The sequence below is a fragment of the Microbacterium sp. NPDC090281 genome, assembly GCF_044769635.1.
Taxonomy (GTDB): Bacteria; Actinomycetota; Actinomycetes; order Actinomycetales; family Microbacteriaceae; genus Microbacterium.
In genome coordinates, this window is record NZ_JBIVYH010000001.1 from 307,808 (window position 1) to 320,824 (window position 13,017).

Sequence of the window (13,017 nt, forward strand, 5' to 3'; positions counted from 1 at the left end):
TTCACCTCGACAGGGGGTGCAGCCTCTCGGAGCGGACCACCGCATCCTCGTCACCGCACAGCTCCAGCCAGTTCGCCAGAAGCCGGTAGCCGCCCTCGGTGAGCACGCTCTCCGGGTGGAACTGCACGCCGAGCAGCGGCAGATCGCGATGCGCCAGCGCCATCACCGTTCCGTTCTCGGCCCAGGCGGTCACGATGACCTCGGCGGGCAGATCGGCTGCCGCGAGGGCGAGGGAATGGTATCGACCCGCCTCGAACGGAGAGGGGATGCCGGCGAACAGGGCCGATCCGTCGTGTGTGACCTTCGAGACCATGCCGTGCATGAGTTCGGGCGCTGCGGAGACCGGAGCCCCGAACGCCTCGCCGATCGTCTGATGCCCGAGGCACACACCGAGCGTCGGTGTGTGCAGCCGCGTGGCGATCCGCACCGCGTCGAGCGAGGCGCCGGCATCGGCAGGGGCACCTGGTCCGGGCGAGAGCATCAGCGCGTCATACTCGGGCAGCATCCCCTCGAGGCTTTCGGCATCGACGGCATCGGACTCGATCATCACGGTGTCGGCGCCGAGTTCACGCAGGTATCCGACGAGTGTGTGCACGAAGCTGTCGTGGTTGTCGACCACGAGAACTCGTGTCATTCGACGTCGACCTCGCCAGGGGCGATGATCGGGCTCACCCACGGGAACACGTACCAGAACAGCCCGTAGAGGATGGCGGCGATGACGACCACCAGGATGAGTACGCGCAGCCACCAGGGTCCGGGCAGCAGGCGCCAGATTGCGGCGTACATCAGTCTTCTCCCTTGTGGACGTCCACGATCACACGGATGGCGCTGCCGGTGGCGGCGGCGGGTCGGTCAGCGCGGACGGGGGGCCTTCGGCACGGGGTTGGAAGCTCTCGAACACCCCGTAGGCGACGATGCGTTCGGCCAGTGAGTAGAGCGGCGAACAGGCGGTGAGCGTGATGTACTGCTCTCCGGTCTGCTGCTCGGGCATCTGCGGCACGTCGGCGAGCACGTCGGTCTGGGTCGGCTTGACGTACTCCAGCGTCCGGAATCGGTAGGTGTACCACCCGTCCGGAGTCTCGACGACGATCGCGTCGTTCAGCTGCAGCTTGTCGAGCTGATTGAACGGCTTGCCCCAGGTGGTGCGGTGTCCGGCCATCGAGAAGTTGCCGACCTCGCCGGGCATCTTCGAGTTCGTGTAGACACCGATCCCCTTCTGATCGAGCGTGCGAGCGCGGCTCGTCCCGCCGTAGATCCCGAAGTTGTAGTCGGCGCCGAAGCGAGGGATCTGCATCTGCCCGAAAAGCTCACCGTCTGCCGGAGCGGCAGGTACCGGCGGCACATAGGCGACTGCGCCATCTGCGCCCTCCGTCACGGGCGGAAGCTCGGGGGCCTCGGCCCGTGCCCACGACTGGGATACGGCGGCGCCCTCGTCGTTCTTCTGCGCAGCGATGATGATGTCGCCGATCCACATCTGCCAGGCGACGAAGAGGAGCACGATCACTCCTGCGGTGAGGAGCAGCTCGCCGAGTACGCTCGCGAACGTCGCGCGAGAGCGTGGTCGCTGTCGCCGCGGACGTCGCCCCCCAGGCGCGACGGATGCAGTCATGTCGCGATCATATCCGGGAACGCTGAGCGGATGCCGTGGCATCCGGCCGTGACAGGTATCGCGGCCTCGTCGGAAGACAGGTGAAATGGGTACAATGACGGCATGGCACGTGACCGTAAGAATGAAGAACCCGCAGTCGAGCGCGCCGAAGGCGACGCCGCTCCCAACGCCGTGTGGTTCAAGCCGGTGATGGTCGGCTTCATGCTCCTCGGTCTCGCGTGGATCCTGGTCTTCTACATCTCCGGCATGCAGTTCCCGATCCCTGGGCTCGACAACTGGAACCTCGCCATCGGCCTCGGCATCGCCCTGATCGGTTTCCTGATGACCACTCGCTGGCGCTGACACTCCCTACGTCGAAAGGCCCTCTCGCATCGCGAGGGGGCCTTTCTCATGCCTGCCACAGAGATTCTCCGCCAGGCGCGATCGATTGCCGTCCGACCGAAGGTCGCAGGCGGATTCCCGGAGCGAGCATCGGGAGGGGCCCGCGAAGCGGGAGGGAACCCGCTCTGCGAGCGAAGGGGATCCGCCTGCGACCGTCCCCCGAAGAAGAGTTATCCACAGATCTATCCCCAGCCTGGGGAGAATTACACCGGTGTTATTCACAGGGGTTAACAACCCTGTTAACAACTCGGGATCAGGACAAAAGGATCAGCGGTGGCACGAAGGCCACCACAACGATCAACAGGACGACGAGCGCCGACAGCAGAACGATCTGCAGGGTGCGCTGCTCCCGGCGCTTCGTGCGCGTGTAGATCAGGGCGACCAGGGCGCCGACGATGGCTCCACCGAGATGCGCCTGCCAGGCGATGCCGCCGACGAAGAATCCGAAGGCGAAGTTGATGCCGAGGATCACGAGCAGTCCCGTGACGTTGGCGCCGATGTGTCTGCCGATGATCAGCAGTGCCGCCATCAGGCCGAAGATCGCACCGGACGCACCGACGGTGGAGGTTCCGGGTGCGAGGCAGGCGACCATCACGGATCCGCCCAGACCGCTGATCAGGTAGATCGCGAGGAAGCGCGCACGACCGAGCATCGGTTCGAGGCTCTGTCCGAGCATCCACAGCGCGAGCATGTTCAACGCCAGATGGATGAAGCTGCCGTGCACGAATATGGCGGTCAGAAGGCGCCAGGGTTCGAAAGGGAAGGGGAACAGGTTCGGGTAGAGATACGGTGCGGCGAACAGCAGCTGGCTGGTGATCGCGGGACCGACGCCCGGGATCAGCTGCACCAGACCGATGAACGACGTCACCGCGAGCAGCACGTAGGTGACGATCGGCTTGCCGCTGCGGGTCATCGCCATCGTCGAGCCGGCGTTCGCGCCCCAGCGCCGCGCGGCCTTCTTCTGCGCGGGGGTGCGGCTCTTGCGGTCGGCGCTCATGCACTCCGGGCAGATGACGCCGACGGCCGCCTGGGTCTGGCACTCGGGGCAGATGGTGCGCATGCACCGCTGGCAGAGCACGAAGCTCTGCCGATCCGGATGGCGGTAGCAGAAGTTGTCGCGATTGCTCGTGAACTCAGGCGTGGTCATCCGGATCGGCCGCAGCTGTCGTCAGGCCGCGACGATGTCGATCGACTGCAGCACGACCGGCTCGACGGGACGATCTCCCGCACCGGTCTGCACGGCGCCGATCGCGTCGACGACGGCCCTGGAGGCGTCATCGGCGACCTCGCCGAAGATCGTGTGCTTGCCCTGCAGCCACGGCGTCGGGTCGGTGGTGATGAAGAACTGCGATCCGTTGGTGCCCTCGGGCTTGCCGGTGATGGCGTTGCGACGGAGGCCGGCGTTGGCCATCGCGAGGATGTACGGCTTGTTGAAGTCGAGCTCCATGTTGATCTCGTCGTCGAAGTTGTAGCCGGGGCCGCCGACGCCCTGTCCGAGCGGGTCGCCGCCCTGGATCATGAAGTTCGGGATGATGCGGTGGAACACCACGTCCTTGTAGAGGGCTCCCTCGCCGGGCTTGCCGGTGGCGGGATCGGTCCACTCCTGGGTGCCGTCGGCGAGGCCGACGAAGTTCTTGACCGTCTTCGGTGCGTGGTCCCCGAAGAGGTTGATGACGATGTCACCGTGGTTGGTGTGCAGAGTTGCGACATGAGAAGCGTGAGCCATGCCTTCATTCTCGCAGAGCTTCCGGTGAGTTGGCCGAGGCACCTACATCCGATCGGACGATGACGCAAGGGCCGGGCGATTCCCGCCCCGCTTCCAGCCTCTCGTGGCAAGATGGGGAACCCGTACTCCAATGGACAGGAGAGCATCGTGAGCCTCAGCCGCAAGCGGAAGAAGGAACTGCGTCGTCTTCAGAACGACGCGAACCAGCTCTGGGAGAACCAGCAGGTGCTCGTCGGTCACGCCGCCGATGTCGCCCGCGAGGCCGGACGTCAGCTCGGCAACATCAATCGCGAGCAGGTCGTGCCGGTCATCCAGGACACGTACAACCGCCGTGTCGCCCCGGTCGTCGACCGCGGCGTGAAGATCGGCAAGCACGTCGTCGACGACAAGTTCGTGCCGATCGTGGGCGGTGTCGTCGGCTCTGCCCTCACCGCGTGGGACGTGGCGAACGCCAAGCGCCACGGCGTCGCTGTGCAGGTGCGCAAGGCGACCGCGCCGCAGAAGTCGGGTCCCGGTCTCGGCTCGGTCATCGCGATCATCCTCGGTGCTGCTGCCGCCGTCGGCGTGCTCTACGCCGCATGGCAGGCACTGCGCGCAGACGACGAGCTCTGGGTCGCGGACGACCCGCTGTCCGCGCCCGACGCGTGAACCAGTCTGATCCCGCCTCCGTCGCCTCTGGTGACGGAGGCGATCAGCATGCGCGGGTCCGCGATGCGGCCGCTGCACGGTCACTCGACATCGAGATCCGCGAACGACCAGCGGCCGGCAGCCTGTTCGAGGCCGCGGAGCTGCTGGGCATCGATCCATCCGGCATCGTCAAGACGCTCGTCGTGAAGCGCTCGGACGACACGTTCCTGTTCGCCCTCGTGCCCGGTGGACGCTCGATCTCCTGGCCGAAGCTCCGCGCTCTGGTCGGCGTCAACAAGCTCCGACTCCCCGAGGCCGAGCTGGCACTCGCCGCGACCGGATACGAGCGCGGCACCATCGTGCCGATCGGCAGCACCACAGACTGGCCGATCTACGCCGACGAGTCGATCGTCGGTCAGCGCATCGCGATGGGTGCCGGCGCACACGGCTACAGCCTGTTCGTCGAGGCAGACGACCTCATCTCCGCATACGGCGCCACGGTCGCCGACATCTCCGTGCCCGAGGATCGCTGACCGATCGGCTCAGAGGATGCCGGCCATCCTCATCGCGATGTCGACCAGTTTGACGCGCTGCAACGCCGCGACCGATTTCAGAGGGAACCACTCGGCCATATCGGTCGAGCCCTCGGTCTCGAAGCGCAGCTTGCCGCCCGTGACCTCGGCGCGATAGAGGATGCGCAGGGTGTGCAGCGGATCCGCTGCCTTCTGCACGCGCCGACCGGCGGGGATCACGCGAGAGTGGATGCCGAGAAGCTCGCCGACCTTCACGGTGTAGCCGGTCTCCTCGCGGAGCTCACGGCGCACCGCATCCTCCGGAGATTCACCGGCCTCGAGTCCGCCGCCAGGCATGGTCCACGCCACGCGGCGCCCTTCGGTCCAGCGCGCCAGCAGCAGCCGTCCATCGTCATCGGTGACGACCGCATACGCCGCGACACGCAGGTCCATGGATCACACACTATCCGTCGGCAAAGCCCCTCGATGACCGCGCGTCAGACCACTCGGGTACCGCCCACGTAGGTCGCCATCACCTGTGTCTCGGCGAGGTCTTCGGCGGAGACGGTCACGGGGTCACGGTCGACGACGATGAAGTCGGCGAGGAGCCCTGGAGAGAGGACACCCACCTCGTGGTCGCTGAACAGCTGCCAGGCCGCATTGGCCGTGTGCGCGAGGAGAGCCTGCTCGCGCGTGACCGGTGTGCCGCCCGGCATCCGATATCCGTTGCGGGTGGTGCGGGTCTCGGCCACGGCCATGTTGCGGAAGGGCTCGTTCGGGGTAACCCAGCCATCGTTGTGGAAAGTCGCCCGGTGGCCCGCGGCGAATGCGGCACCGGCATCCGCCCAGGCACCCCCGTGCTCCGCACCGAAGAGGTCGTCGACCAGCACCTCGCCCCAATAGGTGATGTGGTCGACGAACAGGCTCACAGTGATGCCGAGAGACGCCGCGCGCTCGAACTGGGCAGGGGTCATCGCGCCGCAGTGCTCCAGGCGGTAGCGGTGATCGAGGAGTCCCTGCTCCGCGATGATCTGCGCGTAGACGTCGAGGGTGGCGTCGATCGCGAGGTCTCCGTGCACATGGCAGGCGAGCTGCCAGCCGGCCGCGGCGTAGGGCTCGGCGATCGCTTTCAGCTCGTCCGGCGTGTAGTTCGCCTGCCCGACGTGATGCGGTTCGAGCCCGAGCGCGCGGGTCGCCGGAGTGTCGAGATAGGGGAAGGAGGTGGCGATATTGCCGACCCACGGGGAACCGTCCGACCACGTCTTCACCCCCGTCTGGCGGAAGACCGGATCGTCGCCGCCTCGCACGGACGGCGCCCCGCCCGGACGCGACATCTCGTACCACCGCAGCCGCACGGGCATCGCGTGCTGTGCACGGAGCGCGTCGATGAGCGGATTGAGTCCGGGATTCCACGACAGGTCGGACACGGTGGTGATGCCGCGAGAGGCCAGGTCATGCAGGTGCGCAGGAAGGACGCGGGGAAGATGCTGCTGCGCGTTCGCGAGCATCGGGGCGACGACCATCTCGACGGCGGCCGCCTCGAGTGCGACACCGGTGAGCTCGCCCTCTGCATCTCGACCGAACGACGCTCCGACCGGATCAGGTGTGCTGCGGTCGATGCCTGCGGCGACCGCAGCCGCAGTGTTGAAGTACACCGAGTGTCCGGAGTTGTGGATCACGACGAGGGGCACGTTGCCGGCGAGCTCATCGAGGAAATGGATGTCGGGTTCGGGGAGCCCGCGCTGCAGCAGCGCATCCCACCCGTTCGCGAAGACCGCTCCTCCGTCGGCTTCCGCCACCGCCGCGCGGAGGGCCGTGAGGACGCCGTCTGCATCGGGGATGACCACGGGGCGGAGGTCGACCACCAGATCGGACAGCAGGATCGCGGCGAAGCCGGGGTGCCCGTGCGGTTCGATCAGACCGGGCATGACCCAACCGTCGAGTGCGATGGTGTCGGCATCCGGGAACCGGCGGCTGACCTCTTCCGCGGAACCGACGCCGATGATCGTTCCCTCCTCGACGGCCATGGCCTCGACCTCGGTGTCAGAAGTCGGGGAGAGCGGACGGATACGGCCGGTGAAGACTGTCGTCATGGCGTCAGTCTGGCAGGGCGGGAGCCACCGGACCGAGATCGATCACGAATCGAGAAGCACATCGATGCTCGGCCTCCGTAGTGTGATCTTCACACCGGAAGTACGTCGAGAGGACAGATCGTGGCCGAGAAAGAGAAGAACTTCAGCGCCGAAGAACGCGACGCCATGCAGGCCGCCGCGAAGGAGGCTCGCACGCGGCGCTCCCGCGCGAAGAAGTCACCCGAAGAGCTGCGGGCGGCGGGAGAGGCCGACATCAAGGAGGCGATCGAGAAGCTGACCCCGGAAGACCAGGCGCTCTCCGAGAAGCTGCACGCGCTCGTCTCCGAGGTGGCACCGGAACTCGTGCCGCGCACGTACTACGGGATGCCGGCGTGGGGTCGCGACGGGAAGGTGCTCTGCTTCTTCCAGCCGGCCAGCAAGTTCAAGGTGCGCTACGGCACGTTCGGCTTCGAGCCCATCTCGAACCTCGACGACGGCACCGTCTGGCCGACCGCATACGCCGTGACCGACCTCACCGAGGCCGACCTGGAGTTCCTCGCCGAGCGCATCCGCGTCGCGATCAGCTGATCCTCTGTGAAAGGGCGCGCGGTCGCTCGACCGCGCACCCTTTCACTCAACCGTTGATGATCTGCGGCACCGCCACCGACTTCAGCCCCTCCACGCCGAACTCGAGGCCGTAGCCCGAGGACTTGTGGCCGCCGAACGGGATCATCGGGTGGACCCCGCCGTGCGAGTTGATCCACACGGTCCCGGCCTGGATGCGCGCAGCGACCTTCCGCGCCTCTTCGCGTTCGCCCCAGACGGAGGCGCCGAGACCGACATCGAGACCGTTGGCGCTGGCCACGGCATCGTCGACGTCGGTGTACCGGATGATCGGCAGGGCGGGGCCGAACTGCTCCTCATCGACGAGCGCGACTCCGTCAGACACATCCGCGACGAGCGTGACCGGATAGAAGAGCTCCCCGAGCTCGGTGGCAGGCTTTCCACCTGTGACGATCCGGCCACCGCGTCGGGCAGCGTCCTCGACCAGGTCGCGGACGATCTCGAACTGCGCGTGGTTCTGCAGTGGACCGAGCACGTTCTGCTCGTCCAGACCGTTGCCCATCGGAGTCTGACGCACGACCTCTGCCAGCGCCTCGACGACCTCGTCGTAGACGGAGTCGTGCACGTAGAGCCGCTTGAGCGCCGCGCACGTCTGTCCGGTGTTGATGAACGCACCCCAGAAGAGATCCTGTGCGATGGCCGTCGCGTCGACACCGGGCAGCACGATCCCCGCGTCGTTCCCGCCGAGCTCGAGCGTGAGCCGGGCGAGGTTCTTCGCCGAGCTCTCGACGATGCTGCGTCCGGTCGCGGTCGAGCCGGTGAACATGACCTTGCCGATGTCGGGGTGCGAGGCGATCCGCGCGCCCACCTCGCGATCGCCGGCCACCCCGATCAGCACGTCGCGGGGAAGCACCTGGTTCATGACCTCGATCAGCGCCAGCACGCTGAGCGTCGTGTACCCGCTCGGCTTCACGACCACCGTGTTCCCCATGCGCAGGGCCGGCGCGATCTGCCAGATGCCGATCATGAGCGGCCAGTTCCAGGGCCCGATCGCGCCGACCACACCGATCGCACGGTAGTGCAGCTCGGCATGGGTCTCACCGTCGTCCACCACAGTCTCCGGCTCGAGCGGCGTCGCTGCGGCGGTGCGCAACCATGCCGAGCACGCACCGACCTCGAAGCGGGCGTTCGGTCCGTTGAGCGGCTTGCCCTGTTCGCGGGAGAGCAGTCGGGCGAGCGGCTCGGCGTTCGCGTCGATCGCATCGGCGACCCGGACCAGCAGAGCGCTGCGCTCCGCATGCCCGAGCGCATCCCACGCGGGCTGAGCCGCCTTGGCACGCGCGATCGCGGCGTCGAGTTGCTCGACCGTATGCACGGGTGCTCGTCCGATCGGTTCGCGCGTCGCCGCGTCGACCACTTCGCGACCCTGTCCTTCCGGTGCGCCGACGCGCTCCAGCAGAGCGGCCTCATCCAGAACCGGGGCGGTTTCCGACATCACTGTCTCCTCACGACGGGGGCACGACTGGTTCATCGTGCAGTTCGAGTCTGCGCTCGGGGGTGGAACGCGGTTTGACTGCCCGTGCGGCGCGCTTGCCCGTCCGTGACCGAAGCACGCCGCCCGGAACAGCGCTCAGTGCCCTCCGCCGCGGTAGGCGCCGACGGTCGCCAGTCGGTCGAGGTGGGCGGCCATCGAGAAGTGCGGATCGATGTGGGCGTCGCGCGGCTTTGTGGCGAGCCGGGCAGCCCATTCACCGAGCACGGGCGCGAACTTGAAGCCGTGGCCGGAGAGGCCGGTCACGGTGACGATCCGCTCGCTCTCACTCACATCGACGATCGGGGTGCGATCGGGCGTATAGGCGCAGTGATGCACGCTGGAGCGCACCGGCTCGGGGTTCAACGACGGGAAGAACTCCTTGGCCTGCTGCCCGATCTTCACGAGCTCGTGCCGTGTGTACTCCCGCGGCACCTCGTCGACATCGCGGGCGACGGGCCAGGTCGGGTTGCTGCTCGCCTTGATCGAGTAGCCGTCGAGGCTCGGGGCCCCGAAGAAGTGCACCGGCCCCACGTCGCGGAGGAACGCGGGGAAGCGCTCCGGCAGGAAGTCGGCGATGTCCGTGGGCATGAACCAGGTCAATCCGAGCACCTGGAGCCGCAGCAGGTCGCGCAGTCGGCCATCCAGTCGCGTCGACCACGACCCGGAGGCGAGGATCACGGTGTCGGCGCTGATCGCCCCCGTCGGGGTGCGCACCACGACGCCACCGGGCTCCTCCTCGATCGACAGCACCGGGGTATTGAAGTGCAGCTGCGCGCCGGCGGCCTCGGCGAGATCGAGCGCTGCCATCAGAGACACCTCGGGACGGATCCCGCCGCCGTGGTGGTCGAGCACCCCGACGTCGCCGTCGTGCACGTTGTGCTGCGGGTGTGCGCGCCGCAGTTCCTCGGTGTCGTAGACGGTGTGCGGCAGGTCGAACTCCCGGATGGTGTCGAGGGTCGTGCGCATCTCGATCCGATCGGGCTGTGCGATCGACAGGGCGCCCACCTCGAGGTAGAGCTCCCGGCCCGACTGCTGCTCGAGTTCACGCCACAGCCGCCGTGACTCCTGCAGCATCGGCACGTACAACCCGCCCTCGTGATACGCCGTGCGGAAGACCCGAGACTCTCCGGCGTACGAACCACGGTCGTGCACCTTGCCGTACTGCTCGATGCCGATGACCTCGACGTCGTCGCGCTGTGACAGTCGCCACGCGGTGAGCGCACCGACAGCTCCCAACCCGACGATGACGATCCGCTTTCTGACCTGCGCACTCATGAAGACTCCTGACGAGAAGACGATGGGGGATGGACGCCGGTCATGCGAGCGCCGGAGTGTCCCAGAGAAGAAGCTCGGTGCCGATGCCCTCGGCCACCGCGCGCCGGTAGACGACGGTTCCCCACGCCACGTCTTCCACCGGCATCCCACCGACGGAGTACAGGAAGATCTCGTCTTCGCTCCTGCGCCCCTCGGCCTCACCGCTCATGATCGCGGGGAGGTTCTCGAGCGTCTCGTCGCTCACGTCTCCGGAACGGATCCGGTCGAGCAGGTACATGCCGTGAAGCCCGATGTGCTCGTGAGCGGGGTGGGGCACCTCTTCGCTCCATGCCTCGTACAGCCCACGGAAGTCTGCGATGTGCCGAGCACCGTGCAGCAGTTCGTCGTCGATCATGATGTCGGCGGGCAGGCTCACGAGGGCCCCGGGCTTGATCCACCGCTTCTCGATCCGCACGTAGTTCGCAGAACCCGCCGGCGTCGTGGGGGCGATCGTGACCAGGTCGCTGTCGCGCACGGCCTCCTCGACGCTGTCGACCACCGCGACCGAGGTGAACTGCGGGTACTCGCGCCGCACCCACTCGACGAAGGAGTCGATGCTCGAACGGCTGCGTCCGGCGACTTTCAGGGTGTCGAGGCCGGGACGCACGGCAACGAAGGCCTCGAGCGTGGTCCTGTTCATGACGCCGGGAGCCACGATGCCCACGCTCCGCGCCCCCGGGTTCGCGAGGTGTCTGGCACCGACGCCCGGCACGGCACCTGTGCGATAGGCGCTCAACAGGTTGGCCGACATGTGCGCGAGCGGAGCCCCGGTGTCCTTATCGCTCAGCGTGAGCATGAGGATCGACCGAGGGAGCCCCTGCTCACGGTTGGCCATGTTCGACCCGTACCACTTGCACCCGGCGGTCTGGAAGGTGCCGCCGAGATAGGCCGGCATCGCCATCATCCGCCGGTGGGGCCCGTCGAGCGGCATGCCGTCGTGCGTCGATTCGGCAGGGAACGTGACCATCGAGCCATGGGAGTTCCCGTCGGGGCCGCCCATCCGGTAGTCGCCGGCGTCGACCAGACGCAGGGTCTCCTCCATCACATCGACGCACAGCCCCATGTCTGTGACGCCCGCCGCGATCATGTCGGGCTCGGACAGATAGCGGAAGGTCAGTCTGGTGTCCGGGGTGCTCACTGGTTTCCTCTCGTCGCGTCGACCACCGGTTCACCCAGGCGGGGGTTCTCCGGCAGTTCGGTACCGTGCCCGATCTGACGGTAGACCTCGGGCCGGGCCCGCCGCAGCCACAGCGCCCACACGACGGCGAGCGCCGAGGGAACCAGGAGAACGGCGGGGAGGATGAAGGTCGTCGGGGTGGACTCTGCCTGACCGAGCAGCACATCCCAGTTCAGCAGGATCAGCACCCATACGATCGCGAGCGCAACGAACGCGATGAGCGGAGCGACCAACCTGCTGCCGGTCCCCACCCCGCGCCGATCGCGCCGGAAGAACCCGATCACCGCGACCGAGACCAGCACGAGGAGCAGCACGAGGCCGAAGGCGCCGAGGTTGGTGAGCCAGGTGAAGAGGGTGATCACCGGATACGGGCCGTTCTCGGGGTTCCAGCCCTGCTCTCCGATTGCGAAACCCACGATGACGACGACCGCGATCGCGGACTGCAACAGCGAACCGGCCCACGGTGCGCCGCTCTTGGTGCGGACGGTGCCCAGCACCCGAGGCAGCACGCCCTCGCGTCCGAGCGAGAACGCGTACCGGGCGACGGCATTGTGGAAACTCACGAGGGCGGCGAACAGGCTCGTGATGAAGAGGATCGACATCACATCCACCCAGATGACTCCGAGCTGTTCGGCGACGAAGTTGAAGAACAGCGGGGGACCGGCCTCTTCGGGCGAGATCCCGGAAGGGTCGGTGATCTTGCTCGGACCGACCGCGAGCGCGAGCGCCCACGAGGAGACGGCGTAGAAGATGCCCGAGACGCAGACCGCCAGGAAAGTCGCCCGCGGGATGGTGCGCTTCGGATCCTTCGACTCCTCGCCGTAGAGGGCCGCCGATTCGAAGCCCATGAACGCCGCGATGCCGAAGGCCAGGACTGCCCCGACCCCGGGCACGAACAGCGCCGACGGGCTGATCGGCGCGGCGGTGAACCCCTCAGCGGGGTTGCCGAAGGCGACGACATCGAACACGATCACCGCGACGAACTCGAGCGCGACGAGTACCCCCAGAACCTTCGCCGAGAGGTCGACCCGATGCACCCCGAGAACGCCCACGAGCACGATGGTCAGCAGCACCCACACCCACCACGGAGTCGCCCAACCGGTCTTGGACTCGATGAACGAGCTGATCTGGAAGCCGAGCATCCCGTAGATGCCGATCTGCATCGCGTTGTACGACAGGAACGCGAGCACGGAGGCGCCGACACCGGTCGGGCGTCCGATGCCCTGCGCGACGTAGGCGTAGAACGCTCCCGCGTTGGTGACGAACCTGCTCATGGCCGCGTATCCGATGGCGAAGACGGCGAGCGCGACTGCCAGCACGATGTAGCCGAACGGGATGCCGTCGACGTGCGTGACCGCATAGGCGCTGGTCACTCCGCCGGCGAGCACCGTCAGGGGTGCGGAGGCCGCGATGATCATGAATGCGACCGCGAAGACGCCGAGACGCCGATGCTCGGCCGTTCTCGTCGTCGACGTTGTGGGTGTGGACGTCGCCATGGCGC

General features: G+C 67.2%; 15 protein-coding genes. 4 read left to right on the plus strand and 11 right to left on the minus strand.

The window, feature by feature from the left end:
- Position 1: 1 nt before the first annotated feature.
- From ACIQTX_RS01430 to ACIQTX_RS01440, 3 genes are read right to left on the minus strand one after another with little or no spacing between them, the layout of a single operon-like run.
- Entirely contained in the window at positions 2-634 is a 633-nt protein-coding gene (locus tag ACIQTX_RS01430; protein ID WP_402967945.1) for an anthranilate synthase component II, read from the minus strand.
- Positions 631-786 carry a hypothetical protein gene (locus tag ACIQTX_RS01435; RefSeq protein WP_036273556.1) on the minus strand — a complete coding sequence of 52 codons (156 nt, stop codon included), beginning with the start codon at positions 784-786 and terminating at the stop codon, positions 631-633. The genes ACIQTX_RS01430 and ACIQTX_RS01435 overlap by 4 nt, the downstream gene beginning before the upstream one ends.
- Before the next feature lie 28 nt (positions 787-814).
- A complete protein-coding gene (locus ACIQTX_RS01440) occupies positions 815-1,609 on the minus strand; it encodes a class E sortase (protein ID WP_105526528.1) in 795 nt (264 codons plus the stop codon).
- Between the two features lie 102 nt (positions 1,610-1,711).
- Between ACIQTX_RS01440 and ACIQTX_RS01445 the strand changes: the two genes are divergently transcribed.
- Entirely contained in the window at positions 1,712-1,951 is a 240-nt protein-coding gene (locus tag ACIQTX_RS01445) for a cell division protein CrgA (RefSeq protein WP_028501224.1), read from the plus strand.
- A 292-nt stretch (positions 1,952-2,243) separates the two neighbouring features.
- Here ACIQTX_RS01445 and ACIQTX_RS01450 read toward each other — a convergent pair whose 3' ends face one another.
- Both ACIQTX_RS01450 and ACIQTX_RS01455 read right to left on the minus strand, forming a co-directional pair.
- The gene (locus ACIQTX_RS01450; RefSeq protein WP_402967950.1) at positions 2,244-3,137 is read right to left on the minus strand and encodes a rhomboid family intramembrane serine protease; all 894 of its coding nucleotides are present in this window, start codon (positions 3,135-3,137) and stop codon (positions 2,244-2,246) included.
- Positions 3,138-3,158: 21 nt separating this feature from the next.
- A complete protein-coding gene (locus ACIQTX_RS01455) occupies positions 3,159-3,716 on the minus strand; it encodes a peptidylprolyl isomerase (protein ID WP_028501222.1) in 558 nt (185 codons plus the stop codon).
- Between the two features lie 147 nt (positions 3,717-3,863).
- Between ACIQTX_RS01455 and ACIQTX_RS01460 the strand changes: the two genes are divergently transcribed.
- Both ACIQTX_RS01460 and ACIQTX_RS01465 read left to right on the plus strand, forming a co-directional pair.
- Positions 3,864-4,364, plus strand: coding sequence for a hypothetical protein (locus ACIQTX_RS01460; RefSeq protein ID WP_028501221.1), 501 nt, complete (start codon positions 3,864-3,866; stop codon positions 4,362-4,364).
- On the plus strand, positions 4,361-4,876 hold the full coding sequence (locus ACIQTX_RS01465; RefSeq protein WP_402967954.1) for an aminoacyl-tRNA deacylase: 516 nt from the start codon (positions 4,361-4,363) through the stop codon (positions 4,874-4,876). The genes ACIQTX_RS01460 and ACIQTX_RS01465 overlap by 4 nt, the downstream gene beginning before the upstream one ends.
- 9 nt (positions 4,877-4,885) lie before the next feature.
- Here ACIQTX_RS01465 and ACIQTX_RS01470 read toward each other — a convergent pair whose 3' ends face one another.
- Together ACIQTX_RS01470 and ACIQTX_RS01475 are read right to left on the minus strand one after the other, a co-directional pair.
- A complete protein-coding gene (locus ACIQTX_RS01470) occupies positions 4,886-5,308 on the minus strand; it encodes an NUDIX hydrolase (RefSeq protein ID WP_028501219.1) in 423 nt (140 codons plus the stop codon).
- A 44-nt stretch (positions 5,309-5,352) separates the two neighbouring features.
- Positions 5,353-6,948, minus strand: coding sequence for an amidohydrolase (locus ACIQTX_RS01475; protein ID WP_402967957.1), 1,596 nt, complete (start codon positions 6,946-6,948; stop codon positions 5,353-5,355).
- A 120-nt stretch (positions 6,949-7,068) separates the two neighbouring features.
- On the opposite strand from ACIQTX_RS01475, the gene ACIQTX_RS01480 reads away from it, so the two are divergent.
- On the plus strand, positions 7,069-7,515 hold the full coding sequence (locus tag ACIQTX_RS01480; protein WP_028501217.1) for a hypothetical protein: 447 nt from the start codon (positions 7,069-7,071) through the stop codon (positions 7,513-7,515).
- 46 nt (positions 7,516-7,561) lie between these two features.
- On the opposite strand, the gene ACIQTX_RS01485 is transcribed toward ACIQTX_RS01480, so the two are convergent.
- The 4 genes from ACIQTX_RS01485 to ACIQTX_RS01500 all read right to left on the minus strand — a co-directional run bounded on the left by ACIQTX_RS01485 (position 7,562) and on the right by ACIQTX_RS01500 (position 13,012).
- Entirely contained in the window at positions 7,562-8,986 is a 1,425-nt protein-coding gene (locus ACIQTX_RS01485) for an aldehyde dehydrogenase family protein (RefSeq protein WP_402967960.1), read from the minus strand.
- Positions 8,987-9,121: 135 nt separating this feature from the next.
- The gene (gene solA, locus ACIQTX_RS01490) at positions 9,122-10,300 is read right to left on the minus strand and encodes an N-methyl-L-tryptophan oxidase (protein WP_402967963.1); all 1,179 of its coding nucleotides are present in this window, start codon (positions 10,298-10,300) and stop codon (positions 9,122-9,124) included.
- A gap of 40 nt (positions 10,301-10,340) precedes the next feature.
- Positions 10,341-11,477, minus strand: coding sequence for a tyramine oxidase subunit B (locus tag ACIQTX_RS01495; RefSeq protein WP_402967966.1), 1,137 nt, complete (start codon positions 11,475-11,477; stop codon positions 10,341-10,343).
- On the minus strand, positions 11,474-13,012 hold the full coding sequence (locus ACIQTX_RS01500; protein ID WP_402967969.1) for an APC family permease: 1,539 nt from the start codon (positions 13,010-13,012) through the stop codon (positions 11,474-11,476). The genes ACIQTX_RS01495 and ACIQTX_RS01500 overlap by 4 nt, the downstream gene beginning before the upstream one ends.
- Positions 13,013-13,017 lie beyond the last annotated feature (5 nt).

Coding starts and splice junctions, on each gene's coding strand:
- ACIQTX_RS01485 (WP_402967960.1), bottom strand. CDS start 8,986: ATGTCGGAAACCGCCCCGGTTCTGGATGAGGCCGCTCTGCTGGAGCGC.
- ACIQTX_RS01450 (WP_402967950.1), bottom strand. CDS start 3,137: ATGACCACGCCTGAGTTCACGAGCAATCGCGACAACTTCTGCTACCGC.
- ACIQTX_RS01435 (WP_036273556.1), bottom strand. CDS start 786: ATGTACGCCGCAATCTGGCGCCTGCTGCCCGGACCCTGGTGGCTGCGC.
- ACIQTX_RS01470 (WP_028501219.1), bottom strand. CDS start 5,308: ATGGACCTGCGTGTCGCGGCGTATGCGGTCGTCACCGATGACGATGGA.
- ACIQTX_RS01500 (WP_402967969.1), bottom strand. CDS start 13,012: ATGGCGACGTCCACACCCACAACGTCGACGACGAGAACGGCCGAGCAT.
- ACIQTX_RS01445 (WP_028501224.1), top strand. CDS start 1,712: ATGGCACGTGACCGTAAGAATGAAGAACCCGCAGTCGAGCGCGCCGAA.
- ACIQTX_RS01455 (WP_028501222.1), bottom strand. CDS start 3,716: ATGGCTCACGCTTCTCATGTCGCAACTCTGCACACCAACCACGGTGAC.
- solA (WP_402967963.1), bottom strand. CDS start 10,300: ATGAGTGCGCAGGTCAGAAAGCGGATCGTCATCGTCGGGTTGGGAGCT.
- ACIQTX_RS01475 (WP_402967957.1), bottom strand. CDS start 6,948: ATGACGACAGTCTTCACCGGCCGTATCCGTCCGCTCTCCCCGACTTCT.
- ACIQTX_RS01440 (WP_105526528.1), bottom strand. CDS start 1,609: ATGACTGCATCCGTCGCGCCTGGGGGGCGACGTCCGCGGCGACAGCGA.
- ACIQTX_RS01430 (WP_402967945.1), bottom strand. CDS start 634: ATGACACGAGTTCTCGTGGTCGACAACCACGACAGCTTCGTGCACACA.